The sequence below is a fragment of the Pseudomonas sp. S3_B08 genome (assembly GCF_054667725.1).
This window is the reverse complement of sequence record NZ_CP162750.1, coordinates 1,575,615-1,598,889: the sequence shown is the minus strand read 5'-3', so window position 1 is coordinate 1,598,889 and position 23,275 is coordinate 1,575,615. Positions and strand designations below refer to the sequence as shown.

General features: G+C 60.7%; 24 protein-coding genes. 19 read left to right on the top strand and 5 right to left on the bottom strand.

Annotation, left to right across the window (positions count from 1 at the left end; genetic code table 11):
* Nucleotides 1–5: 5 nt before the first annotated feature.
* The 6 genes from AB4N73_RS07435 to AB4N73_RS07410 all read left to right on the top strand — a co-directional run bounded on the left by AB4N73_RS07435 (nucleotide 6) and on the right by AB4N73_RS07410 (nucleotide 7,941).
* Nucleotides 6–1,424 (top strand): oligosaccharide flippase family protein, encoded by a 1,419-nt coding sequence (locus AB4N73_RS07435; protein WP_305383003.1) that lies wholly within the window; start codon nucleotides 6–8, stop codon nucleotides 1,422–1,424.
* A 31-nt stretch (nucleotides 1,425–1,455) separates the two neighbouring features.
* On the top strand, nucleotides 1,456–2,511 hold the full coding sequence (galE, locus tag AB4N73_RS07430) for a UDP-glucose 4-epimerase GalE (protein ID WP_305383002.1): 1,056 nt from the start codon (nucleotides 1,456–1,458) through the stop codon (nucleotides 2,509–2,511).
* Nucleotides 2,512–2,541: 30 nt separating this feature from the next.
* Entirely contained in the window at nucleotides 2,542–4,020 is a 1,479-nt protein-coding gene (locus tag AB4N73_RS07425; RefSeq protein ID WP_460143179.1) for a family 16 glycosylhydrolase, read from the top strand.
* A 409-nt stretch (nucleotides 4,021–4,429) separates the two neighbouring features.
* Nucleotides 4,430–5,614: an MFS transporter gene (locus AB4N73_RS07420; RefSeq protein WP_252878090.1), complete on the top strand. Its 1,185-nt coding sequence runs from the start codon at nucleotides 4,430–4,432 to the stop codon at nucleotides 5,612–5,614.
* 27 nt (nucleotides 5,615–5,641) lie between these two features.
* Entirely contained in the window at nucleotides 5,642–6,316 is a 675-nt protein-coding gene (locus tag AB4N73_RS07415; protein WP_460143178.1) for a polysaccharide lyase family 7 protein, read from the top strand.
* A 215-nt stretch (nucleotides 6,317–6,531) separates the two neighbouring features.
* Nucleotides 6,532–7,941, top strand: a complete 1,410-nt coding sequence (locus AB4N73_RS07410) for an MFS transporter (protein ID WP_460143177.1) — start codon at nucleotides 6,532–6,534, stop codon at nucleotides 7,939–7,941.
* A 7-nt stretch (nucleotides 7,942–7,948) separates the two neighbouring features.
* Here the strand turns inward: AB4N73_RS07410 and AB4N73_RS07405 are convergent, their stop codons facing one another.
* Nucleotides 7,949–8,077: a hypothetical protein gene (locus AB4N73_RS07405; protein ID WP_024012797.1), complete on the bottom strand. Its 129-nt coding sequence runs from the start codon at nucleotides 8,075–8,077 to the stop codon at nucleotides 7,949–7,951.
* Nucleotides 8,078–8,209: 132 nt separating this feature from the next.
* Nucleotides 8,210–8,761, bottom strand: a complete 552-nt coding sequence (locus tag AB4N73_RS07400) for a cytochrome b (RefSeq protein WP_460143176.1) — start codon at nucleotides 8,759–8,761, stop codon at nucleotides 8,210–8,212.
* 206 nt (nucleotides 8,762–8,967) lie between these two features.
* Here AB4N73_RS07400 and AB4N73_RS07395 point away from each other — a divergent pair, with 206 nt between their 5' ends.
* The 9 genes from AB4N73_RS07395 (at nucleotide 8,968) to AB4N73_RS07355 (ending at nucleotide 16,032) form a co-directional block, all read left to right on the top strand.
* Entirely contained in the window at nucleotides 8,968–9,645 is a 678-nt protein-coding gene (locus AB4N73_RS07395) for a thermostable hemolysin (RefSeq protein ID WP_460143175.1), read from the top strand.
* Nucleotides 9,635–11,113: an AMP-binding protein gene (locus tag AB4N73_RS07390; RefSeq protein ID WP_460137947.1), complete on the top strand. Its 1,479-nt coding sequence runs from the start codon at nucleotides 9,635–9,637 to the stop codon at nucleotides 11,111–11,113. The genes AB4N73_RS07395 and AB4N73_RS07390 overlap by 11 nt, the downstream gene beginning before the upstream one ends.
* Nucleotides 11,113–11,787, top strand: coding sequence for a TenA family transcriptional regulator (locus tag AB4N73_RS07385; protein ID WP_056785591.1), 675 nt, complete (start codon nucleotides 11,113–11,115; stop codon nucleotides 11,785–11,787). The genes AB4N73_RS07390 and AB4N73_RS07385 overlap by 1 nt, the downstream gene beginning before the upstream one ends.
* Complete coding sequence (locus tag AB4N73_RS07380; protein ID WP_041478761.1) at nucleotides 11,774–12,583, top strand: SDR family oxidoreductase; 810 nt, start codon at nucleotides 11,774–11,776, stop codon at nucleotides 12,581–12,583. The genes AB4N73_RS07385 and AB4N73_RS07380 overlap by 14 nt, the downstream gene beginning before the upstream one ends.
* On the top strand, nucleotides 12,580–13,224 hold the full coding sequence (locus AB4N73_RS07375) for a tetratricopeptide repeat protein (RefSeq protein ID WP_041478760.1): 645 nt from the start codon (nucleotides 12,580–12,582) through the stop codon (nucleotides 13,222–13,224). The genes AB4N73_RS07380 and AB4N73_RS07375 overlap by 4 nt, the downstream gene beginning before the upstream one ends.
* A gap of 11 nt (nucleotides 13,225–13,235) precedes the next feature.
* Nucleotides 13,236–13,898, top strand: a complete 663-nt coding sequence (locus AB4N73_RS07370; protein ID WP_016774538.1) for a response regulator — start codon at nucleotides 13,236–13,238, stop codon at nucleotides 13,896–13,898.
* The gene (locus AB4N73_RS07365) at nucleotides 13,895–15,265 is read left to right on the top strand and encodes an ATP-binding protein (protein WP_460143174.1); all 1,371 of its coding nucleotides are present in this window, start codon (nucleotides 13,895–13,897) and stop codon (nucleotides 15,263–15,265) included. Before AB4N73_RS07370 ends, AB4N73_RS07365 begins: the two co-directional genes overlap by 4 nt.
* A gap of 8 nt (nucleotides 15,266–15,273) precedes the next feature.
* Entirely contained in the window at nucleotides 15,274–15,477 is a 204-nt protein-coding gene (locus tag AB4N73_RS07360) for a hypothetical protein (protein ID WP_224787232.1), read from the top strand.
* A gap of 342 nt (nucleotides 15,478–15,819) precedes the next feature.
* A complete protein-coding gene (locus AB4N73_RS07355; protein WP_252869429.1) occupies nucleotides 15,820–16,032 on the top strand; it encodes a hypothetical protein in 213 nt (70 codons plus the stop codon).
* On the opposite strand, the gene AB4N73_RS07350 is transcribed toward AB4N73_RS07355, so the two are convergent.
* Nucleotides 16,026–16,997: a universal stress protein gene (locus tag AB4N73_RS07350; protein WP_460143173.1), complete on the bottom strand. Its 972-nt coding sequence runs from the start codon at nucleotides 16,995–16,997 to the stop codon at nucleotides 16,026–16,028. The genes AB4N73_RS07355 and AB4N73_RS07350 overlap by 7 nt on opposite strands.
* 233 nt (nucleotides 16,998–17,230) lie before the next feature.
* On the opposite strand from AB4N73_RS07350, the gene fnr reads away from it, so the two are divergent.
* The 3 genes from fnr (at nucleotide 17,231) to AB4N73_RS07335 (ending at nucleotide 20,469) form a co-directional block, all read left to right on the top strand.
* The gene (gene fnr / locus AB4N73_RS07345) at nucleotides 17,231–17,971 is read left to right on the top strand and encodes a fumarate/nitrate reduction transcriptional regulator Fnr (protein ID WP_353187760.1); all 741 of its coding nucleotides are present in this window, start codon (nucleotides 17,231–17,233) and stop codon (nucleotides 17,969–17,971) included.
* 202 nt (nucleotides 17,972–18,173) lie between these two features.
* Complete coding sequence (gene potE, locus AB4N73_RS07340; protein ID WP_252887851.1) at nucleotides 18,174–19,514, top strand: putrescine-ornithine antiporter; 1,341 nt, start codon at nucleotides 18,174–18,176, stop codon at nucleotides 19,512–19,514.
* Nucleotides 19,515–19,563: 49 nt separating this feature from the next.
* Nucleotides 19,564–20,469, top strand: coding sequence for an amino acid ABC transporter substrate-binding protein (locus AB4N73_RS07335; RefSeq protein WP_460143172.1), 906 nt, complete (start codon nucleotides 19,564–19,566; stop codon nucleotides 20,467–20,469).
* A gap of 41 nt (nucleotides 20,470–20,510) precedes the next feature.
* Here AB4N73_RS07335 and AB4N73_RS07330 read toward each other — a convergent pair whose 3' ends face one another.
* Nucleotides 20,511–21,422, bottom strand: coding sequence for a universal stress protein (locus AB4N73_RS07330; protein ID WP_460143171.1), 912 nt, complete (start codon nucleotides 21,420–21,422; stop codon nucleotides 20,511–20,513).
* Between the two features lie 223 nt (nucleotides 21,423–21,645).
* Between AB4N73_RS07330 and AB4N73_RS07325 the strand changes: the two genes are divergently transcribed.
* Nucleotides 21,646–22,209 (top strand): N-acetyltransferase family protein, encoded by a 564-nt coding sequence (locus AB4N73_RS07325; RefSeq protein ID WP_460143170.1) that lies wholly within the window; start codon nucleotides 21,646–21,648, stop codon nucleotides 22,207–22,209.
* A 53-nt stretch (nucleotides 22,210–22,262) separates the two neighbouring features.
* Here AB4N73_RS07325 and AB4N73_RS07320 read toward each other — a convergent pair whose 3' ends face one another.
* Nucleotides 22,263–23,186 carry a universal stress protein gene (locus AB4N73_RS07320; protein ID WP_460143169.1) on the bottom strand — a complete coding sequence of 308 codons (924 nt, stop codon included), beginning with the start codon at nucleotides 23,184–23,186 and terminating at the stop codon, nucleotides 22,263–22,265.
* Nucleotides 23,187–23,275: the final 89 nt, after the last annotated feature.

Genomic DNA, 23,275 nt, shown 5'->3' with positions numbered 1-23,275 from the left:
GCGCCATGGCCAACCGTCGCCTGATGACCCTCGCATGGATTTTCACCGAGAAGTTCGGCCTGATCTTTCTGTCGATGATTACCTTTGTCGTCTACGCGCATCTGCTGACGCCGACTGAGCTGGGCATCGGCACGCTGATCATCGCCGTGGTCGAAGTGGTCGGCATTCTGTTCTCGTCGATGCTGGAAGACCCGCTGGTGCGCCTGCAGCGGATGGAAGACAAACACATCAGCAGCGTGTTCTGGTTTGCGGTGCTGGTCAGCCTGCTATCGATCGCGTTGATTTCGCTGGCGGTCGTGCTCTATACGCCGTCCACCGCGCTGCGCTGGATGACCGCTGTGGCCTCGGTGAAAATCCTTTTCACCCTGATGGCGCGGGTGTATGTGGCACAGATGCGCCGCAGCGGCAATTTCAAGCTGCTGGCCTCGCGCACCTTGCTCGGCAAAGTGGCTGGCGGGGTTGGCGGCGTGGCTGTTGCGCTGCTGGGTTTCGGCCCGTGGGCGGTGGTTGCCCAAGCGCTGATCATGGACGGCGTTTCCACGCTGGTGCTGATGCGCAGCGAACGTCGGCGCATTCCCTTGCTGATCGACCGCCAGGTGCTGGGCGAACTGCTGCGCTCCGGTCTGCCGGTCTGCGTCAACGTGATGAGTTCGCAAACCCTGCAACGCGGCGTCAATCTGATTCTTGGCCTGACTGCCGGGGCGCACGCGGTGGGCATGTTCAATCTGGCCATGCGCATCATCGATCTGCCGCGCTCGGCGATCTACAACGGCTTGATGAGTTACGCCTTGCCGGTGTTCGCCCGGCGCAGTGCCGAACCGGCGCGGCTGATCGGGATGATTGGCGATTCCACGGCGATCAGCGGCTTCGTGCTCACGCCGCTGTTCTTCGGCATCGCCCTGACCGCCGAAGACATCATCCTGCTGATCTTCGGCGCGAAATGGGCCGACGCGATTCCCTTGCTGCAAGTGCTCGCCTGCACGGCGGCGCTGGGCAATCTGGCGCTGTATGCAACCACTGCGCTGGTGGCGGTCAATCGCACGCACTTGACCCTCAAGGCGGAAGTTGCCACCACCCTGCTCGCGCTGGCGCTGGTCTATTTGCTTGGCGCGACCTACGGCGGCATGGCGGCGGCGCTGGCATTGCTGCTGCGCATGCTGCTGATCACGCCGTTGCAGGTACGCGGCCTGCACGCCGCGATCGGTTACGACTGGCGCAGCTTCTTTCAGTCCAGTTACCGCAGCCTGCTTGCCTCTTCCGTGATGGTCGTCGTGGTGATGTGGCTGTCGCGGCAGACCGGCCTGTCCGGTTATGCGCACCTGGCCGGCGACATTGCCATCGGCACGCTGACCTATGCCTTGGCCTACAGCCTGCTGCACCCGCGCTGGCCGCAAGAATTCAAGTTGGTGTTCACCGCCCGCTGAGCCGGATTTCCTCGCAATGGAGCACGTCGTCATGCGCAAAACCACGTTGATCACGGGCGGTGCCGGCTACATCGGTTCGCACACGGCATTGCAACTGATCGAAGCCGGACACTCGGTGCTGATCCTCGACAATCTGTGCAACAGCAGCCGCGAAGCAGTCGCACGGCTGGAGCTGTTGAGTCATTCGCACGTCGATTTCATCGAGGGCGATATCCGCGACGCAGCGCTGCTGGAAGAGATTTTCAGCACCTACGCGATCGACGCGGTGCTGCATTTCGCCGGGCTCAAAGCGGTTGCGCAAAGCGTGCGCCGGCCGATGGATTACTACGCCAACAATGTGTTCGGCACGCTGAACCTGTGTCAGGTGATGGCCCGCGCCCACGTGTTCAATCTGGTGTTCAGTTCCTCGGCGACGGTGTACGGCGAGCCGGCCCGCATGCCCATCGTCGAAGAGCACGGCACCGGCAAACCGGTTAATCCCTACGGGCGCTCGAAGTTGATGATCGAAGAATTGCTCAGCGACCTTGCCCTCGCGGATGCGCGCTGGAACATCGCCGTGCTGCGGTACTTCAACCCGATCGGCGCGCACCAAAGCGGATTGATCGGTGAAGCGCCCAATGGACGGCCGAACAATCTGCTGCCGTGCCTGACCGAGGTTGCCAGCGGCCAGCGCGCTGCGTTGACCGTTTACGGCAACGACTATCCAACAGTCGACGGCACCTGTATTCGCGATTACATCCATGTGCTGGATCTGGCCGAAGGTCATCTCAAGGCGCTACAGGTTTTGCAGGACGACGAGCATGGCCTGCACGTGTGGAATCTCGGCAGCGGCACCGGCTACAGCGTATTGCAGATCATCAGCGCCTTCGAAGACGTCACCGGCCTGCGCATTCCCTACCGCTTCGCCCCACGCCGCGCCGGAGATATCGCCGAGTGCCGCGCCGACGCGAGCAAGGCCGGGCGCGAGCTGGGCTGGCGGGCACAACGCGAGCTGACGCAAATGCTCATCGACAGCTGGCGCTGGCAGACCAGCAACCCATGGGGCTACCGCCCGCAACCGGCGCCGCTGCTGGCGGTGGGTAGCTGAACCGGCGCACATCCATGTTAGGGACGACTCATGAACAGATCACGATGCTTGCTGTTTGTCTTGCTGCTGCTGAGCGCTGGCGCCCGCGCCAATATTCCCCAACCGGTGGCTGACGGACTGGTGCTGTGGCTGGACGGCAATGATCCCGCCTCGATGACTCTGGAGGGGCAAAACCAGGTCGTGCGCTGGCTGGATAAATCCGGCAAGGGCAATGACGTCACCGTCGACAATCGCGCGGCGACGACATTGCCCACGCGCGTCGACAACGCCCTCAACGGCCACGGCGTGGTGCGCTTCAGCGGCACAGCGGCATTCATGGGCCAGGCGATTCGCACGAGCAAAGGCCCGGTGACGGTGTTCGTCGTCTCGCGGCGCTTGCCCGAGCAGGCCGGCGGCAAGGCCTGGCAGCGCCTGTTCAGCTCGCGGCCGCAACTGGCGGACAACGACAACGTCGCACCGAATTTCGGCATCAGTGTGCAGCAGACCACCGCCTACGAGCCGGCGCTGGCGTTGCTGGAAACCAGTGACGTGCCGATCGGCCCGTTCGCGGTGGCGCGCAATGTGGTGGGCACCTCGGAAATCCTCCGCGGTGACATCGCCGAAGTACTGGTTTATGACCGCCCATTCAGCAGCCAGGAAGAACGCCGCAACGTGTTCGAGTATCTGGCGCAAAAGTGGGCGGTCGCCATTCCGCAACAGGTCGATGCCTGGACTCGCGTCGGCCCATTAGGCCCGACCCCGACGCACGTTACGCCCGACCTGCCGTTATCGGACCAGGCCAATGCCGGCGGTTGGAAACGCGATACGCGGCTGTCCGACGAATTCAACGGCAGCGCCCTCGATGCCGAACGCTGGCACGTCAACAACGCCACCGGCACCGATTCCCTCGGGCGCAAACCGGCGCTGTTTTTGCCGGAGAACGCCAAGGTCGGCAACGGCAATCTGAACATCACTTTCCGCAAACAGACCTTGCCGGAAAAATACCTAGCCCTGGGCTATAAGGATTACAGCTCGGCGATGGTGCGTACCCATGAACGGGGCATGTACGGCTATTACGAAGCCCGGGCGAAGCCGATGAACTCTGCCGGCTCCAGTGCGTTCTGGCTGGCGTGGACCGGGCTTCCGGACAACGCCACGGAAATCGACATCTTCGAAATCGGCGGCAAAACCCGCAACGAAGCGTTCGACCGCCGGTACAACATGAACGCCCATGTCTGGGCCAGACCGCAGAATGATCAACACCTGAGTTCCGGCAGCACGTGGAATGCCCCTTGGCGGCTGGCCAGTACCTTTCATGTCTACGGTTTCGACTGGCAACCCGAGACCTTGCGCTGGTACGTCGACGGCGTATTGGTCCGGGAGGCGAAGAACAGCTACTGGCATTTCCCGATGCAAATCGTCTTCGACAGCGAAGCGATGTGGGACTGGTTCGGCGTGGTCGACGATGCTGACCTGCCGTCGGTGTTTCGCATCGATTACGTGCGGGTCTGGACGCGCTCAGCGCAGTAGTGCTGTGTTCAACGGTTTTGTACCCTCGCTTGCATCCGCCACCGCGCGCGGAAAACTCCCTGACGCTCGCGCAGTTCTTCCGGCGTGCCGTCCTGCACTAACTCGCCTCTCTCCAAGCGCCATCCCCCGCCCCTCGATACCCGCAAACATCACTCGATCCTGCTCGCAAAGGTTGACGTGCGCCAAGCCAACCGAGCGGCTGCCCTCGCCCTTTGCTCTACCATCCATCGGCTGTGTTGGAAAATCATCAAACCCAAGTGCAAGTCCGTTATCAGAATCGATAACCACTCCAGCAACAGACATCCTCGAGGACACTCATGGCTAATGATCCCTCCAACTCCGATCGCATCTGGTCCAGACCGGAGCATGCGGTCGAGACAACCTGTCCTGCCAGCGATCCGATTTCACCGTGAGCCTTGACCGGCGCAGCCTCAATCTTGTCACGGCAGCGTTCGCGCTGACGGCGTTGTCCTATGGCCTCGCGCGCTTCGCTTACGGATTGCTGCTGCCGCAGATTCGTCAGGATCTGACGCTCAGCGTGACCGCTGCGGGATGGATTGGTGGCAGTGCGTTCGCCGCTTACTGTGTGGGCATCGTTGCGACGTTTGTCTGCAATGGCAAAATCAGTCCGCGCGGGTTGACGGTGATGGCCGGTGCAGCGGCCACGCTGGGGATGGGCCTGGTGGTTGTGGCCTCGTCGGGGCTGACGTTGGGCTGTGGTGTGGCGCTGGCGGGATTGAGCACGGGTCTGACTTCGCCGCCATTGGCCAGCGCGGTGGCAGCGCGTCTTGATGATGCGGATCGCCCGCGGGCCAATGGTTTTATCAATGCCGGGACAGCGGCGGGAATCGTTTTTTCCGGTTTTGCGGCGATATTGGCGGCCGGGCAATGGCGCCAGCTGTATGCCCTGTTTGCCTTGACCGGCATCGGCGTCACGATCTGGCTCTGGTTTGCGGTACCGCGCCGGGTCGAGCGTGACGTCGCGCAGAGCTTCTCGCTGGCAATGCTGCGTCGACCCGGCGTACTGCCTTTGTGCGCCAGTGCTTTCCTGATGGGCCTGGCGAGCACGGCGATCTGGACATTCGGCGCCGATATTTTGCGCAGTGAGGCTGGTTTCTCCGATCAGGGCATTGCGTGGGCGTGGATCGTATTGGGCGCTGCGGGAATCAGCGGCTGCATGACCGGTGTGCTCACCGGCCGCTTCGGTGTCGCACGCATGCAGCATCTGGCGCTTGCCGGGATCGCCCTCGGGACGTTGGGCCTCACTGGCGCATCAGTTTCAGCCGGATCGGGCCTCGCCGCGATGTGCCTGTTTGGCGCGGCCTACATCGTTTCTTCAGGCGTTTATCTGCTGCAAGGCATTCGTTTGTTGCCGGACCGCCCGGACCTGGGACTGGGCATTCCGTTTCTGCTTCTGGCGCTCGGTCAGACCGCTGGCACGCCGGTTTTCGGCGCAGTGCTGGAGGCAACGGGCGTGACCTTTGCCCTGTGTGTTTTCGCGGCGGCCGCTTGCGCCGCCATGGTGTTGTGCCCAAGAGATGGTGAAAGTCCGCGCAGACAGATGTGCCAATCCACCGAAGGCTTGGGTCGCTAATGATTTTTATCGTCAGGAGTACAAACCATGGCCGTAAGCATCAGCAATCTCACCCTCTCCACCCCGGTACCCGTCTCGGCGACCAATCCGGTCGCACTGGAGCTCAACGGCGCCGAAGCCATTGCGCAATTTCCCAGCATCGTCACGGTGCTGCCGGATGGATCGCTGCAACTGTCCGCGCCAACCAAAGGCGCCTCGAGCAAGAGCACTCACCGCACTCGCTGCGAATGGAAAGAATCCTTCTATTGGTCGCTGGCCAGCGCCGCTGACCACCTCAACTTTCAGGAAATGACCGTGACCAAGGTCAACTCTGCGCAGAAAGTGGTTATCTCGCAGATGCATGTGAAAAACGACGACAGCCCCGCCATCAAGGTGTTCTGGCAGAAAGGCAACATCACCATGGGCTTCCGCCAGAGTTTCAACCAGCCCACCCCGGTCAACACCACGGTGCTCAAGGGCGTACCGCTGGGCGCGAAATTCAAGGTGACCATTCGCGCCAACTCTGCCGGCGTAGCTCGAGTCACCGTCGACTACAACGGCGTTGTCGGTACATCAGGTGATTTGCAGCTCGACTCAACCTGGAATTCGCAGGTGTTCAATTTCCACGGCGGGGTCTACAACCAGATCGACTACACCGACGCCACCCCGCCAGAGGATGGCTCGATCTGCATCATCAGTGATTTGTTGATATCGCATACTTAGGCGCTGAAACGAGCAAGGGCCTGCATAGCTTTTGCATGCATGGCCCTTGTCGGAGCTCAGCCCGATGATTGGTTTTCAGCCTCCTCTCGAACCTCAAAACAGCCTGCGTCCTAACGTCGCAGCCTTCAGCTATTGGCAAATCCTGCGCAAGCCGTAGAATCCCGCGCGCTCTGGCATCGCGTGTCTCGTCACAGTCGCGATCTGCAGGGCTGGCCATGTCGTTCGACGCCACCGCCCTGCCCGATCGGCAGACTCTTGCACAACACCTGTTCCAGCCTGGCAACCGCACGCGCAGAGGCGCACGTTGCGCTGTACTATTTCTTGAGGTTTTTATGTCTCCGCGTTTGCTGGCCATGGCGCTGGCGCCCCTGCTCGGGCTGTTCATTATTGCTCTGGGCAATGGTTTTCTGTCTTCCCTGACCACCCTTCGCCTGGACGCCGCCGGCGCCTCGGCGACGATGATCGGGATTGTTTCCTCGGCCTACTTCATGGGCCTGACGCTAGGCGCGGTGTTCAATGACCGGCTGATTCTGCGCATCGGCCATATACGCGCCTACGGCAGCTTCGCCTCGCTGATTGCCGTGACGATCCTGTTGCAGGGTCTGTTCTACGACACCTGGGGCTGGCTCGTCCTGCGGCTGATCAATGGCTGGGCCACGGTGGGTGTGTTTCTGGTGATCGAGAGCTGGCTGCTGCTGGCCGGTGACGAGAAGATTCGCGGGCGCCTGCTCGCGCTGTACATGATCGTCCTTTATGGCGCTGGCGTTTTGGGCCAGGCGACGCTCGGGACCATCACCGGCATGAGCGACAGCGCGCCGTTCATGGTTGCCGGCATGCTTGCTGCGCTGTCGGTGCTGCCGATCGTGATCCTGCCGCGTGTGTCGCCGCTGCTCGATCAGGTCGAGCCGCTCAAGCCCCGGCAACTGCTGGGCGTGACGCCGACCGGGCTGGTCGGCTGTTTCGGCTCGGGGGTGACCATCGCGGCGATCTACACCTTGTTGCCGCTGTATCTGCAACGCAGAGGTCTGGACGTCGGTGAAGTCGGCACCATGATGGCGTGGACGATTCTCGGCGCGATGTTGCTGCAGTATCCGGTCGGACGCTGGTCCGACCGCACCGATCGCTTGCAGGTGCTGACACTTCTGACGGTGGCATGCACGGCATTATCGCTGGTGATTGTGCTGCTGCCGCTGTCTTCGACAATGCTCGCGGCGATGCTGTTTCTGCTCGGTGGCGGCGTGTTCGCGCTGTACCCGGTTGCCGTCAGCCACGCGGCCGACCGCGCCCCGGCCGAAGCGCTGGTGCCGATGATTCAGGGTTTGCTGCTGATCAACTCGCTGGGCTCGGCCATCAGTCCGATGATGATCTCGCCGGTGATGAACTCGTTCGGCGCCAACGGTCTGTTCTGGGTCTTCGCTGTGGTCAATCTGAGCATGGTCAGCTTTTTCTTCTGGCGCCGTGGCAAACGCCCGGTGCCGGCCAACCCCGCACCGTTCACGGCAGCAGCCACCTATTCACCGACAGGTGCGGAGTTGCGGGTCACCGAGGATTTGCGCGTGGCCGCTGAGGAGCATCCGGCGATGATGGATGCGATCAGCGGGGAACTGGTGACGCAGCCACGGTGACCGCTGATCAGCAACTGCCCGGCGGGATGCCATCCTTGTTGAAGTCCTTCAAGCGCTCGCGCTCTTCTTCGGTGGAATGCGCCGGGGTGGTTTGATCCGGTACTTCTTGCGGCACTTCGGTTTTTTCTTCAGTCATGGCTTTGCCCTCGTTGTCGATGCTGTTTCGGCATCGGCGAGGGCTGGCAGTTCCGGATTTTCAACTCCACCGCAGCCATGCGCTTGAGTTGCGGCGAACATTCCCTTCGACGAACAGCGCAAGATGCTTGCCTCAAGAGCGGGCACGCTTAATCAGCATCCTCTGCAACGTGTTGTCCTTCACCCAGTAATGGTGGAACAGCCCCGCCAGCGCGTGCAGGCCGATCAGCCAGTAGCCGGCACTGCCAATCCATTCGTGCCAGTACTTGAGTTGTTTGGCCAGGTCCGGATCAATAGCCACCGGCGCCGGCACATGGAAACCGAAGTACGGAAACGGTTTATCGCCCGCCGCGAGCATCAGCCAGGCGAGTAGCGGTGTGACAATCATCAATCCATACAGCGCCAGGTGCGTCAGGTGCGCAACTGCGGTCTGCCACGCCGGCGGTTTGGGGGTGATCGGTGGACGCGGGGTCAATCGGCCGATCAGACGAATCCACACCAACGCGAAGATGCTTGCGCCAAACAGCCCATGCATACCCATCAGCAGGCCGCGTGCTTCGCTGCCTTTGGGCATATAGCCTTTTATTTCGACGCACGCATACACACCAACGAACAACGCCAGCATCAGCCAATGCAGGATGATTGAGAGTTTTCCATAACGGGTTACAGCGGTGTCGCGAATCATAGGAAACGCCTCGTGATTGTTGTGGAGCGACGATCATCTCGCTCGAAATTATCGATCCGGTTGCCCTGAATCAAGGCTAACCATGCTTGCCCAGCCTTAAGGGAGTCTGAAGATCGGCGCTGCGGTTAACGGTTTTTCATCTTCAGACTTCGTTAAGAAATGGCTTGGATACTGCGCTCAAACCCATTGAGGGAGGCGTTCTGCCCATGCCCGAATTCGACTGGAACATCCCGCTGCCCCTGCACTTCGGCCAAGCCGAGTCGTTGCCGATGACGCTGAGAAACGCGTTGCCGGAGGACGAGCTGCGCGCGCCCTTCGAAGCCTTTATCCAGCAGCGTTTTCGCACGGCTCACGGTGCCGAAATCCGCCATTTCATGCCCGAGCTGTTCGGCATGCACAACAGCGATGGCCAGTTGTGCGCAGTGGCCGGGGTCCGTCGAGCGCATCTGCAGGCACTGTTTCTCGAGCGCTATCTGGATGAACCGATCGAGCCGTTGATCAGCGCCGCCGCCGGTCGTGCAGTGGATCGCACGGTCATCGTCGAAGTCGGCAACCTCGCCGCCAGCGATACCGGCAGTGCGCGCCTGAGCATCATCGCCATCACCTATCTGCTGGCCATGGGTGGCCTGGAATGGGTGACCTTCACCGGCAACATCGGGCTGGTCAACAGCTTCCATCGCCTGGGTCTGAAGCCCGTGACATTGTGCGCCGCTGATCCACAGCGACTGGGTGACGAGCGTCAACAATGGGGCAGTTATTACGAAAGCAAACCCTGGGTGCACGTCGGCAACATTCGCGCGGGATTTGTCCATCTGCGCAATATTGGCCTGTTCACTCGCCTGGGTTTGCCGATTTCTGTTGAAGGAGCCTGCCATGTCGCTTGAATTGCAACGCTTCCAGGAAACCCTGCGCGACCATGCCCGGCGCAATGACAACGCCTCAGCCCTGTGGGGCGACACGCTGAGAATAGATTACGCCACGCTGTATGCCGAGGTGTTGTATCGCCAGGAGCGCCTGCGCGATGAGCAGGTGCAGGTGATTGCGCTGGCGCTGGACAACGGCGTCGACGCGATGCTTTGGGATCTGGCTGTGTTGTTCGAAGGCTTGACCTGCGTAACGCTGCCGCCGTTTTTCAGCGCCGCGCAGCGCGCCCATTGTCTGGAGCAGAGCCAGGCCGAACGGGTGATCGCCGAGCCGGAACTGCAAGCCGAGCTGCTGGCGGCGGGCTATGAATTACGAGGTGAATTCTGGTGTCGCTCGTTCAATGGCCCGAGTCGCATGCCGGCGGGCACCGCGAAACTCACGTTTACCTCCGGGACCACCGGCACGCCGAAAGGGGTGTGCCTGAGCGCCGACAGCTTCCTGCGAGTTGCCCGGGAGCTTGATCAGGCAAGCGCAGCCACTGGACCGGAGCACCATCTGGCGCTGTTGCCTTTGGCGATCCTGCTGGAGAACCTGGGCTGTTATGCCGCGCTGTACGCCGGTGCGGTGTTGAGCCTGCCAAGCCAGACAACCCTCGGCATTCAAGGTGCCAGCGGCATCGATGTTGCGCGCCTGCTCGGTTATCTGGGCAAGCGTGCGCCGGAGAGTCTGATACTCGTGCCACAGCTGCTGCAAGTTCTGGTCAGCGCCGCTGAACAGAAGGCTTTCGATCCGCAAACCCTGCTCTTCGCCGCGGTCGGTGGAGCGCGGGTGTCAGCGGATCTGCTGCACCGCGCGCAACGGGTCGGGTTAGCGGTTTACGAGGGATACGGCTTGTCCGAGTGCGCCTCGGTCGTATGCCTCAATCGCCCCGGCGCGCGCCGTCCGGGCAGCGTCGGGCGCCCTCTGCCCCACCTCGAGGTGCGGTTGGCCGAGGACGGTGAAGTGCTGATCAAGGGTTCGGTGTTGCTCGGTTATCTGGGGGAGCCGGCGTATACCGATCAATGGTGGCCGAGTGGCGATCTCGGTGAGTTCGATCCGGAAGGTTTTCTCTATCTCAAGGGCCGCAAAAAACACCAATTCGTCACCAGCTACGGGCGAAACGTCAACCCGGAATGGGTCGAGTCGGAACTGACCCAGCGCCGCCACATCGCTCAAGCGTTCGTCTATGGCGAGGCGATGCCGCACAACCACGCCCTGCTCTGGCCGCATCGTCCGGACTGCACCGATGCCGAGCTGGCCGCTGCCGTCGCCGAAGCGAACGAGGCGTTGCCCGATTACGCCCAGGTGCATCAGTGGACGCGCCTGGCGCAGCCCTTCACCGCCGCCAACGGCCTGCTCACCGCCAATGGCCGGCCGCGCCGCGACGCCATCATCGCGCAGTACCGCACGCAACTGACCGAATCCGCCACTTCCGAGGAATCCGCATAATGAGTTTTTTCGACACCCTGCAAGAAGCCACGCAACGCGAACGCCACGAACTGTTCAACCTGCCGATCATCGTCGATGCATTGCAAGGCAAGGTCAGCCTCGACAGCTATCGGGCCTTTCTTGCCCAGGCTTACTACCACGTGCGCCACACCGTGCCGCTGATGATGGCTTGCGGTGCACGCCTGCCGACGCGCCTGGAATGGCTGCGCAAAGCGGTGTGCGAATACATTGAAGATGAATACGGCCACGAGCAGTGGGTACTCAACGACATTGCCGCCTGTGGTGGTGATCGCGACGCCGTGCGCGATGGCCAGCCGTCATTGTCAATCGAGCTGATGGTCAGTTTTCTCTACGACCTGATCGCCCGGGGCAATCCGGTGGGTCTGTTCGGCATGGTAAACGTGCTCGAAGGCACCAGCATTGCCCTGGCGACCCACGCGGCGGGGAGCATTCGCGATCGCCTGGCGCTGCCGGAAACGGCATTCAGCTATCTGAGCTCCCACGGCGCACTCGATATCGAGCACATGCAGACCTATCGGCGGTTGATGAATCAGCTGGAAGACCCTGACGATCAAGCGGCGGTCATTCATGCTTCGAAAGTCGTCTATCGGCTCTACACCGACATGTTCCGTGATCTGCCGCGCGACGCTGAGGCCCAATATGCAGCTGCATGAAGCCCGCGTGGTGCTGACAGGTGCCAGTGGCGGCATCGGCCTGGCCATCGCCAGTGCCTTGTGCGCCGCCGGTGCCAGGGTATTGGCCGTGGCGCGGCATCAGGAGGCGCTGTTGCCGCTGCTTGAGCGGTATCCGCAGAACCTGTGCTGGGTCGCCGCCGACCTGACCTTCCTCAGCGATCGCCGCAAAGTGTTGGCCGCCGCCGACGCCATCGGCGGCATCAACCTGCTGATCAACGCCGCCGGGGTCAATCACTTCGCCATGCTCGAACAGCTCGATGACAGTGACATCAACGCGATGCTGGCGGTGAACATCAGCGCGCCAATCTGCCTGACCAAAATGCTGTTGCCGCAGCTCAAGCAGGCTGACAGCGCGATGGTGGTCAACGTCGGCTCGACCTATGGCTCCATCGGCTACCCAGGTTACGCCAGTTATTGCGCGAGCAAATTCGCCCTGCGCGGATTCTCCGAGGCGTTGCGCCGCGAGCTGGCCGACACGCGGGTCAGCGTGTTGTATGTAGCGCCCCGGGCCACCCGCACCTCGATGAACAGCGCCGCTGCACAAGCCTTGAACGATGCCCTCAAGGCCAGCGTTGACGATCCGCAGACCGTGGCGTCGGCAGTGATGCATGCGATTGCCGGCGACCGTCGTGATCTCTACCTAGGCTGGCCGGAGCGATTTTTCGTCCGTTTGAACAGCTTACTTCCGCATCTGGTGGATCGCGGTCTGCGCAAGCAATTGCCACTGATCCGCCGTCTCAGTGAAAAACCTGACAACGAGGCTTCAAAGCCATGAAAAAACTCTCCACATGCCTGCTGTTTGCCGCCCTCAGTCAAAGTGTCTGGGCGCTTGAGCCGGCTGATCAGCAACGTCTCACCGGCATCCAGCAGAACTGGGCGCACATTCAATACGAGGTCGCGGAAAAGCAGCGCGCCGCGGCGTTCGAGCAATTGGCCAGCGAAGCCAACGCGTTCACCACGCAACGTCCGAATGTGGCCGAAGCCTGGATCTGGAAAGGCATCGTCACCAGCAGTTGGGCCGGTGCCGAGGGCGGGCTCGGTGCCCTGGGCAAAGCCAAGGACGCCAAAGCGGACCTGGAAAAATCCCTGACGCTTGACCCTAAAGCCCTGCAAGGCTCGGCATACACCAGCCTCGCTGCATTGTACGATCGGGTACCGGGCTGGCCGATCGGCTTCGGCGACAGCGACAAGGCCGAGCAATTGCTCAAACAAGCCCTGCAGCTCAACCCCGATGGCATCGACAGTCTGTACTTCTGGGGCGACCATCTCTACCGTCAGAAGCGCTACGCTGAAGCCAAGGCAGCGCTGATCAAGGCCAGACAAGCCGCACCCCGTGCGGGCCGCGAAAGTGCCGATGCCGGGCGTCGTAAAGAGATCGACGCCTTGCTGGTGGACGTGAACAAGAAACTCGACTGAAAGGAGTGCGCGTGCGTTTATTACTGATCGAGGATGACGTGGCGCTGGGTGAAGGCATCTATCAGGCGCTGGGCCGCGAGGGGTACACGGTCGACTGGCTCAAGGACGGCAGCAGCGCCTTGCATGCCCTGCTCAGCGAAACGTTTGATGTCGCCGTGCTGGACCTCGGCCTGCCACGCATGGATGGCCTCGAAGTGTTGCGCCGCCTGCGCGACAGCGGTTCGAACCTGCCGGTGTTGATTCTCACCGCTCGCGATGCCACCGAAGACCGCATTGCCGGACTCGACGCCGGTGCTGACGATTACCTGGTCAAGCCGTTCGACCTCGCCGAACTCAAAGCCCGCCTGCGTGCCCTGTTGCGCCGCAGTGCCGGGCGCGCCCAGGCGCTGATCGAACACGCCGGCATCAGCCTCAACCCCGGCACCCAGCAGGTCAGTTATCAAGGCCAACCGGTCGCGCTCACCCCCAAGGAATATCAGTTGCTGCACGAACTGCTGTCGCCGCCGGGGCGGGTGATGACTCGCGATCAATTGATCCAGTTGCTTTACGGCTGGAATGAAGAAGCGGAAAGCAACACCCTGGAAGTGCACATTCATCACCTGCGCAAGAAGTTCTCTACCGACCTGATCCGCACCATCCGCGGCGTGGGTTATCTGGTGGAGGAGCGTCGATGACCTCGATCCGCCGGCGCACGCTGACCCTGATCATCGGCCTGTTACTGGCCGGTCTGGCGGTACTCAGCCTCTTCAACGTGCATGACAGCAACCACGAAATCGCCGAGGTCTACGACGCGCAATTGGCGCAGAACGCACGCCTGCTGCAGGGCGTGATGCGTATGCCGATGGCGAGTACCGAGCACGCGCAGTTGTATCAGGCGTTCAATCAGGCTCTCGGCGAAGCCAAGCCACGGGTTGATGGACATCCTTACGAAAGCAAAATCGCCTTCCAGGTGTGGAACCCGCAAGGCGAGGTGCTGGTACATACCGCCAGTGCGCCCTCCTTCACTGCGCCGCCGACGAGAACGGGCTTCAGCGACGTGGTCGATCTGAAAGGTCGGCAATGGCGAGCGTTCATGCTGGAAGACAAGCAAAATGGCCTGCGCATCTGGGTCGGCGAGCGCGACGATGTGCGCACCGACCTGGTCGACCGCATCGTGCGCCACACACTGTGGCCGAACATAGTTGGCAGCCTGATCCTCGCCGCGATGATCTGGCTGGCCATAGGCTGGGGGCTCAAGCCCCTGGCAGACATGGCGGCGACTCTGCGCGCCCGTCACAGTGGTTCACTTGAGCCGCTGCAACTGACGCCCCTGCCCAGTGAGCTGGAGCCCATGCAGGCAGCGCTCAATCGCATGCTCGCGCAGATTCAGGAAGTGCTCGGCCGGGAGCGTCGTTTTATCGCCGATGCCGCGCACGAAATGCGCACGCCGCTGGCGGTGCTGCGGGTGCATGCGCAAAATCTGCAGGAGGCCGGTACCGAAGAGGAGCGCCGTGAGTCGCTGGAATTTCTGATCTCCGGAGTCGACCGCACCAGCCGGCTGGTCAACCAACTGCTGACCATGGCACGTCTTGAACCCAAACCCAACCCGCCGCCACTGCAACGCATTGATCTCAGCGAAACCGTACGCAACTGCCTGGTGCAATTGACACCATGGTTGCTGAGCAAACACCTTGAGTTGATCTTCGAGGTCAGCGACCAACCGTTTCATGTCCTCGCCGACCCCGCCGCCATCGATATCGCGCTGAATAACCTGATCACCAACGCGGCGAATTTCTCCCCCGAACACGGTGCGATCACCGTGCACCTGAGCAAGTCCGATGGCTTCTGTCATTTGACGGTCGACGATCAAGGGCCGGGAATCGATGAATCGGACAGAGAGCGATTGTTCGAGCGTTTCTACAGCCGTGGCACGGAGCATGGCGCCGGGTTGGGGTTGACCATTGTCAACACCATCGCGATGCGACTGAACGGACGGATTGAACTGGCGAACCGCGCAGAGGGCGGTTTGAGGGCGACGTTATCGATTCCGGCAGGGGAATAATCATCCGATTGATTCAGCTGTATGCCGCCGGCCCCAAATACCTGCTGCTCAGCGCTCTGCTCTACGCGCCTGGCTCGTTGATTTACCTGGGCACGCTGAAAACGCGTCAGGGTCAGCCGCTCAGCGGTCCGGAAACGGGTGTGTTGATCATCATCTGGGCCGCCGCGATTTACGCTGGCCGGATGTTGTGGGCCGGAACGCTGACTTTGTAAGGTGCACCAGCGTTTGCGCTAGACCGCCAGTACGCTGCAGGGGTCCTGGTACAGTGAAAAACCTGAATATGGAGGCTTGTCCACCACCCTTGCGCAAGCGCCTGGGAAACCGACAAAGCGGCGATGAAACTGGCGAGCGGCATTGATCTGGATCAATCGCTGCGACGACAAACCGGATCGAAATAGGGTCATGATTCGGCGGCGCCCGCGTTTCGGATCAGCGACAGTCACAAGCTGCTCGAACACGTGAAAGTTACAGATGCGGCCACAGGGTGACAGGTCCGCAACCCACCCTCATTCTTGCTTTGCGAGGTTCACGATATGGTCATCAATGATCCAGCCATGACAACCGCCAATGTCCGCGACGCAATCGATGACAGTGGCGCACTGTTTCACGAAGCCGATCGGCTCAGCGAACAGGCCTATGCCGTCCTTGAAGAGCCGTTTTCTCCAGACACCATGCACAAGTTCAGCGAAGCGAGGAAACGCGCCGATGAGAAATATCGGCACGCCTGGCAACAATGGCAATACGCACATGGTGGGCGCAGTCACTGATTGATTACCCTCAACCGATTACCATCAACTGCTGCGATGACCGGGCAGGCTGTGGCAGGCATTGCCTTGACCATCATCAAACTGCACGGAGCCCAGTTCATCAGGCATTCGGCCGTGCCGCCGATGAAGCCGTCCAGCGTTTGATGGTGACAGATGCCGAGCACCAGCAGGTCGAACGCGTTCTGCCGGGCGAAGTCTTCGATCACCCGGAACGGGACACCCGAGAGCAAGTGGCTATGCTCTTCATCGAGACCATAGCGCTCGGCCAGCGTATCGAAGGCTTCCTGCTGAGTATCGTTGATCGCATCGCGCAAACTGTGGTCCAGGCTCAAGTTCGGCACACTCATCGCCGCATCACCCACCACTGACCAGTTGCTCACATTCAACAAGTGCAGCGACGCATCGCATTTCGCTGCCAATGTCGATGCAACGCCGAGTATCCGGTCGTTGAGCCCTTGGGTCAGATCCTCGAGATGCGACAGGTCAATGGCCGCCAGTATCTTCAAGGGTTTCGGATGTGCGGCCTCGATGACCAGATGCACGCAGGCGGGACAATCTCGTACCAATAGCCAGTCCAACGGCTGGTGAAACGTTTGATTGAGCGCCGAAACATGGTGAGCATCCTTGATCACCAGATCGACATGAAAGTCATTGATGTACTCAAGTACATGCGCCGGCGTGGCCCTGGCCCAGACCACTTCGGTGCTGACTTGCACGCCGGCGCCACGTTGAAACCGGGCCTGCTGCTCCAGCCACTGGCGATGCATCTGCAAATAGCCTTCACGCGCTTGCGCCATGGCGTCGTGATCGAACAGACCGGCCAACGCCAAGGACTGGACATGATCGAACGCTACGATGTGCAGCAACGCGCCACTGGCCCTAGCAAGTGCCTGGGCGCGATCAAACGCCGGGGTGCGGGTCATTTCGGCGGGTGCGATCAACAGAATGCGTTTGAGCCTGAACATCACGTGTATTTCCAGTCAGCGCCATTGGACGATTCTGCAACTCTGCCAACCGCCACGCTTGATATGCATCAAGTCTCCCCATCAAGCCTGCGACACAAGAGCGGCGCAGAGGCCGTTGCCTTTGTGATTCCCCTCCCCGCCGTTCGTCCGTAATCACGCTGGCACGCCAAACGAAAGGCACGTGCGCTGCGAAGACTTCTATGCTTATCACACTCACTGGAGGCTGCTTATCCATGCTTGAAGCCCACTCGCCCCCGCCGATTCTTAAAACTGCCTGTTGCAATTGCAGTGTGGTGGAGTTATGCCTGCCGCTCGGTTTGACGGGCCCGGAGGTCGAGCGGCTCGACACGCTGATCGTGCAGCGATACAAGGTGAAGAAAGGTGTCGCTCTCTACCGGACCGGGGACCCGCTACGCTCGCTGTACGCCGTGCGAATAGGTTCGTTCAAGACCAGCGTGGTCTCCGTCGATGGCCGCGAGCAAGTGACCGGTTTTCATATTCCCGGCGAAATGCTCGGGCTGGACGCCATCAGCATCGATCAACACGCGTGTACTGCGTATGCGCTGGAAGACAGCGAAGTCTGTCCGATTCACTTCGCACAGCTGGAAAAACTCGCGCAAAGCCTGCCATCCCTGCAGCACAATCTGAATAAACTGCTGAGCCGGGAAATCGTGCGCGATCACAGCATGTTGATGCTCATGGGCAATATGAACTCCGATGAGCGCCTCGCGGCTTTCCTGCTCAACCTCTCACAACGCCTCAGCTCCCGTGGCTATTCGTCGAAAGAGTTCGTGCTGAAAATGCGCCGCGAAGAAATCGGCTCCTACCTTGGGCTGCGTCTGGAAACCATTTGCCGCGGCATTGCCCACTTGCGCGATCAGGGCCTGGTGGAAATCACCGCACGCGACGTAAAAATCCGCAACATGGACGGCCTCAAGCAGATGGTGTCGGGCTGCAACCGCCAGCAGCATTGAGCCCGTCCATGAGTTCCTGCCATGCCTTCGCCATCCCTCGGGCAATCCATATCGAAGCGATGGGCGCGCTGTTTCGATGCACTTGAAATCACCTGTCTTTCTAACCGTTGAACGTCGCTTGAAAAGCTGCGTACTGCCGATGCCGGCAAAACCTTGTGCGTTGGCTGAGCGGTGATGCGTTGCGCAAATCGAGGGAACTCCGATGGCCGACTCAAGCAAGAAAATGAGCCTCATGGGGCTCACCACACTGGTGACGGTGAACATGATGGGCTCAGGCATCATCATGTTGCCGACGAGCATGGCCCAACTCGGCGCTGTTTCATTGCTGTCATGGATCGTCACCGCTGTCGGCTCGATGGCTATCGCGTACTGCTTTTCCCAATGCGGCATCTTCTGCCTGCGCTCAGGCGGGCTATCCGCCTACACCGAAGAGGCGCATGCAAAGTCAGGCTTTTTTCTGTGCTCTTACCTGTACTTCCTGTCGCTGGCCATCGCCAACGTGGCGGTGGCCATTTCGGCAGTGGGCTACATGACGTCGTTCATGCCTTGGCTGGGAAGCGGCGCCATTCCTTTATTCGTTGGAACGGTCGGCCTGCTCTGGCTGACCACCGTGGCGAATTTCGGCGGCCCAGGCATCACCGGCAGGATTGGTGCGGTTACGGTGTGGGGGGTGATCATTCCTGTAGCGGGCTTGAGCATCATCGGTTGGTTCTGGTTCAAACCCGATCTGATCATCGCCGCCTGGAACCCGAATCAACTGCCGATATCCGAGGCCATCAGCAAAGCGATTCCCCTCACGCTCTGGGCGTTTCTCGGAATGGAGTCGGCAGCCCAGGCCTCAGATGCGGTGGAAAACCCCAAGCGCACCGTACCGCTGGCCTGTCTGTTCGGGACATTGGGCGCAGCGGTGATCTATGTGCTCTCGACGACGGTCATTCAGGGCATTATTCCCAACGCCGAACTGGCCAACTCATCTGCTCCTTTCGCGCTCGTTTATGCACACATGTTCAATCCCCTGGTCGGCAACATCATCATGGCGCTCGCGGTAATGGCCTGTGTTGGCTCGCTGCTGGGCTGGCAGTTCACGTTGGCGCAAACGGCCAAGGTGACCGCTGATCAGGGGATGTTTCCAAAACTGTTCTGCAAGGTCAGCGCACGCAACGCCCCCATCGTCGGGATGCTGGTCTGCGGCGTCCTGCAGACCTTGATGGCGCTGTCGACCATTTCGCCGAACGCGAGCGCGCAGTTTGGAAAACTCGTCAGCCTCGCGGCGGTGACCAACCTGATTCCCTACGTGACGGCAGCCACCGGGCTGCTGGTCATGATGTACAAAGCCAGAGTCAGCGCCGCCGTATACACGCGCAATACCCTGCTGTTAGTGGTTGCCGTGGCCTATTCGTTGTATGCGCTGTATGCCTGCGGCAAAGACGCGGTATTCGGCGGCATCCTGGTCCTGGTGTTCGGCTACCTGCTTTACGGTTTCCTTGCCAAACGTTTTGTCGCTGCCCCTGCGCCTGTAGGCCCCCGGCCTGATAACCCTTGATCGAAGTCTTCGGTACAGCACAGAAATCTGAATTCGAGGAACCGCGCGCATGAACGTGAAACTGATCAGAGCCCACCACCTGCTGCTCGTCTGCCTGATTGCGCTGCTACCGGTAATCGCCCATGGCAACACGCTTGAGCGCATCCGTGCCAGTCAAGCGATCACCCTTGGCTACGTGCCTGACTTCATGCCTTTCAGTGATCAGGCCGCCGATAAAGCCAGCGGCTATGCCATCGATCTCTGTCTGAAAATAGCCGAGAAGGTCAGGATCGATCTGAATCTGCCGACGTTGAAAATCCAGTACCAACCGGTCTCGCTCAACGACGAGATGAGCGCCGTCAGTTCCGGCAGGATCGACATTCTTTGTACGCCGACCCCACCCACGCTGGCGCGGCGCAGGGTCGTTAGCTACTCGGTGCCGATTTACACCGCCGGTCTCTCGGCCGTGGTGCGCCAGGATGCTTCCGAAACCTTGCTCAATGTGCTGAATGGCAAAGTGGCCCATACCGGGCCAACGTGGCGAGCCACGGTGAACCGTGGTCTGGCCAACCAGACGTATGCCGCCATCGCCGGCGGGGTCACCGAAACGTGGATACAACAGCAGATGCGATTGCTGGGTGTGGTCGCCACGCTGGTCACCGTAGAGAACGCAGAAGCCGGTCTGAATCTGGTTGCCAATGGCAAAGCCGATGCGTTTTTCGCTGAACGCATGCTGCTCAAGCATCTGCTGACCAGAAATTATCCATCGGGCAACCTGGTGCTGCTGGAGCGGATTTTCGAGTACGCACCGACGGCGATGGCAGTGGATCGAGAGGATGAGGATTTCCGTCTGCTGGTCGACACGGCGCTGAGTGAAATGTACCGATCCGGCGAAATTGAACAGGCATTCGACAAACATCTGGGCGGCGCCGGCGATGCGGCCAGGAAGCTGTTCAAGATCTATGCAATACCGTAGCGGGCCAGCGAACAGGCTGGCTCGCTACGCTGCGATCATGCTCACCGCACAGGCTCTTTCCTCACCGCCAGAATGCTCCCCGGCAGCGAATACAAGGCGCGCTCGGTGGTGCTGCCGATCACGCGTTCGATGCCCACGCGATGAACCGTGCCCATCACCACCACGTCGGCCAGGTACTGCTCGACAAACTCATTGATGACCTGCACTGGATGGCCCATGACGAAGTGTCGACGCTCAGGTGGCACACCGTGACGATCGGCAAGGGCGATAAAAGCCTGATGCAGTGTCTGACGCAGCTCGTTCGCCAGATCTTCGTTCCAGCCACCGTTGATCATTGGTGCATCGCCGTTGAAAGCGGCGGACAAATCGTAGGCGCATAGCAGGTGCAACGGCACGTCGCATTGCAACGCCAAAGCGTTCGCCGATCGTATGATGACGTCGTTCAAGCCATTGATTTGGGTATCTGGATCAAACGGATCAACGGCCGCGACGACACGATGCGGCAACGCATAGCGAATCTGATTGACCAGATGCACGGGGATCGGACACTCACGCAGCAGGTGACAATCGAGCGGCGTGATGAACACGCGCTTGAGCGCCGGTTCCAGTCGCACATCCTTGATCAACAGGTCGGGCTTGAGCACATGGACGGTCTTGAGGATGTCCAGCAGCGGATGGCTGGAGAAGACCACATCAACGGTGCCGTCCAGCCCCTGGTTGCTGAGCTGCTCGAGCTCATCGGCCACCCAGCGACGGTAGCGCCGCTGATAGCGCTGAGCATCCACGTCATCGATTTTTTCCTCCCACAGATGGGTGATCGGCACCGGCTCGACGAAGGCCCGCACATCCAGTGCCGCCCCGCTCGCCTTGGCCAGTGCGATGGCACGCAGCATCGCCGCCGATTGATGCAGCGTCTGGTCAGCGACCAGCAACAGACGTTCATATTGGCCCATCACACACCTCCGCTCGGCACCGGCGCGGTGGGCCGGCAGGCTTCAAGACTGCGCCCGCTCGCCCTGGCCGGGCGTTGATTTACATCAAACCCGGGTCAATGAGCGAGGCGCATGGCAGCTGTCTGATGTAGATCAGATGTGGCCATGGGCAACCGCGTAGAAGGGAGGCAAGCGGACGCTTTTTCAACGCCCGCCAGCCTTTTGAACCGGATGGAGAATGACCATGCTCACCGTCAAAGACCACAACGATCAGGCCGTGGCCGCTTATGCAGCGGTTTCCGGTCAATACTGGATTGAGGCGCTCAAGGACGGTCGCCATGTATTGATCCGGCCGCTCACGGAGAAGGATCGCCTGCGCGAATACGACTTCATCAAGCGCCTGTCCCCCGAATCCAGGCACATGCGTTTTCTCGCCCAGATCGGCGAACCCGGCACCGCTCTGCTCGACCAGTTGATGGACACCGATAACAAACAGCGCACCGCCTTCATTGCACTGGTTCACGAGAACGGCAAGTTGATCGAAATCGGCATCAGCCGCTATGCCAGCACAGGCGGACATCAATGCGAGTGCGCGGTGACGGTCGCCGATGAATGGCAGCACTTGGGCTTGGGCACGTTGCTGATGGAACACTTGATCAAGGCAGCCCGCCACAACGGATTTCGCCAGATGTACTCGGTCGATGCCGCCAGTAACGCGGCGATGCGCGATCTGGCCAAAAGCCTGGGCTTCGAAACCCACAATGATCCGGACGACGCACGCCAGGTCATTCATCGTCTTGACCTGTAAATGAATCGCCCCGAGGTGAGTCGGCCAACGATTCACCTCGGGGCGTTCGTGTTTCAGGATTGCAGTGTGGGTTGCGGCTTGATCGCCAGCACACTGCAAGGTGCCCGATGCAGCAGCTGTTCGGCGGTGCTGCCTAACAACTTGCTCAAGCCGTGGTGCTGCACTGTGCCCATGACAATGACGTCGATCTGCTTGTTGATGGCGAACTCGCAGATACTGCGCACCGGCGCGCCCTCGATGAAGTGCCGGCATGAGGCCGGCACGCCGTGGCGCTCGGCCAGGGCCGTAAATGCCTCATGCTGCGCAGTGCCCAGCGTTTCATGGATCCCGGTGGCCAATGGCAGTGCGCCGAACCCTATGTCCGTGGCGTAAGCCGCCGTCCAGTCGTAAACATGCACCACATCAAGACTGGCATCGCACTGCGCGGCCAGTTGGGCGGCGGCATCGATGATCTGATCGTTGAACAGGCAGTCCTGCTCTTCGCTGCGCAAGACATCGACGATGGCCAGCACACGGCGTGGGCGCGGATGGGTGTCGTCGGTCACCAGATGCACAGGCACCGGGCAATCGCGCAACAGTTGCCAGTCCAGCGGGGTGTAGAAAATACGCTCCAGCACGGACTCGTGCTGCACATCCTTGATGATCAATAGCAACGGCATTTCGTTGATGAACTGCAGGATCTCGGCGAAGGGATCCTGAACCCACATCACCTCGCTGGTGACCATGATCTGATGCCTTGCCAGCAACGACGCCTGCTCTGTGAGCCACTGCCGGTGAGTGCGCAGATAACCATCGCGGGCGAGGCGGATCTGCTCAGGCGCGAACAGCCCTGCCACCGCCAGCGCCTGCAAGTAATCGAAGGCCACGATGTGCAACGGCAATTGCATGGCCTGGGCCAGCGCAGCCGCGCGCTCGAACGCTGGCGTGTGCTCCATGGCTGAAGGAGCGATCAACAGTAAACGCGGAATCTGTGACATGGGATACCTCGCCATGCGGCCAGCCAGGAGAAACAGACTTCAGGGTGAATGCTGTGGCCACTGGCAGCTTGATCTTTGTCAGCAAGAGC

Excerpts from the sequence above, each read along its gene's own strand:
- AB4N73_RS07435 (WP_305383003.1), top strand. The coding sequence starts at position 6 with ATGGCCAACCGTCGCCTGATGACCCTCGCATGGATTTTCACCGAGAAG.
- galE (WP_305383002.1), top strand. The coding sequence starts at position 1,456 with ATGCGCAAAACCACGTTGATCACGGGCGGTGCCGGCTACATCGGTTCG.
- AB4N73_RS07425 (WP_460143179.1), top strand. The coding sequence starts at position 2,542 with ATGAACAGATCACGATGCTTGCTGTTTGTCTTGCTGCTGCTGAGCGCT.
- AB4N73_RS07415 (WP_460143178.1), top strand. The coding sequence starts at position 5,642 with ATGGCCGTAAGCATCAGCAATCTCACCCTCTCCACCCCGGTACCCGTC.
- AB4N73_RS07410 (WP_460143177.1), top strand. The coding sequence starts at position 6,532 with ATGTCGTTCGACGCCACCGCCCTGCCCGATCGGCAGACTCTTGCACAA.
- AB4N73_RS07405 (WP_024012797.1), bottom strand. The coding sequence starts at position 8,077 with ATGACTGAAGAAAAAACCGAAGTGCCGCAAGAAGTACCGGATCAAACC.
- AB4N73_RS07400 (WP_460143176.1), bottom strand. The coding sequence starts at position 8,761 with ATGATTCGCGACACCGCTGTAACCCGTTATGGAAAACTCTCAATCATC.
- AB4N73_RS07395 (WP_460143175.1), top strand. The coding sequence starts at position 8,968 with ATGCCCGAATTCGACTGGAACATCCCGCTGCCCCTGCACTTCGGCCAA.
- AB4N73_RS07390 (WP_460137947.1), top strand. The coding sequence starts at position 9,635 with ATGTCGCTTGAATTGCAACGCTTCCAGGAAACCCTGCGCGACCATGCC.
- AB4N73_RS07385 (WP_056785591.1), top strand. The coding sequence starts at position 11,113 with ATGAGTTTTTTCGACACCCTGCAAGAAGCCACGCAACGCGAACGCCAC.
- AB4N73_RS07380 (WP_041478761.1), top strand. The coding sequence starts at position 11,774 with ATGCAGCTGCATGAAGCCCGCGTGGTGCTGACAGGTGCCAGTGGCGGC.
- AB4N73_RS07375 (WP_041478760.1), top strand. The coding sequence starts at position 12,580 with ATGAAAAAACTCTCCACATGCCTGCTGTTTGCCGCCCTCAGTCAAAGT.
- AB4N73_RS07365 (WP_460143174.1), top strand. The coding sequence starts at position 13,895 with ATGACCTCGATCCGCCGGCGCACGCTGACCCTGATCATCGGCCTGTTA.
- AB4N73_RS07355 (WP_252869429.1), top strand. The coding sequence starts at position 15,820 with ATGACAACCGCCAATGTCCGCGACGCAATCGATGACAGTGGCGCACTG.
- AB4N73_RS07350 (WP_460143173.1), bottom strand. The coding sequence starts at position 16,997 with ATGTTCAGGCTCAAACGCATTCTGTTGATCGCACCCGCCGAAATGACC.
- fnr (WP_353187760.1), top strand. The coding sequence starts at position 17,231 with ATGCTTGAAGCCCACTCGCCCCCGCCGATTCTTAAAACTGCCTGTTGC.
- potE (WP_252887851.1), top strand. The coding sequence starts at position 18,174 with ATGGCCGACTCAAGCAAGAAAATGAGCCTCATGGGGCTCACCACACTG.
- AB4N73_RS07335 (WP_460143172.1), top strand. The coding sequence starts at position 19,564 with ATGAACGTGAAACTGATCAGAGCCCACCACCTGCTGCTCGTCTGCCTG.
- AB4N73_RS07330 (WP_460143171.1), bottom strand. The coding sequence starts at position 21,422 with ATGGGCCAATATGAACGTCTGTTGCTGGTCGCTGACCAGACGCTGCAT.
- AB4N73_RS07325 (WP_460143170.1), top strand. The coding sequence starts at position 21,646 with ATGCTCACCGTCAAAGACCACAACGATCAGGCCGTGGCCGCTTATGCA.
- AB4N73_RS07320 (WP_460143169.1), bottom strand. The coding sequence starts at position 23,186 with ATGTCACAGATTCCGCGTTTACTGTTGATCGCTCCTTCAGCCATGGAG.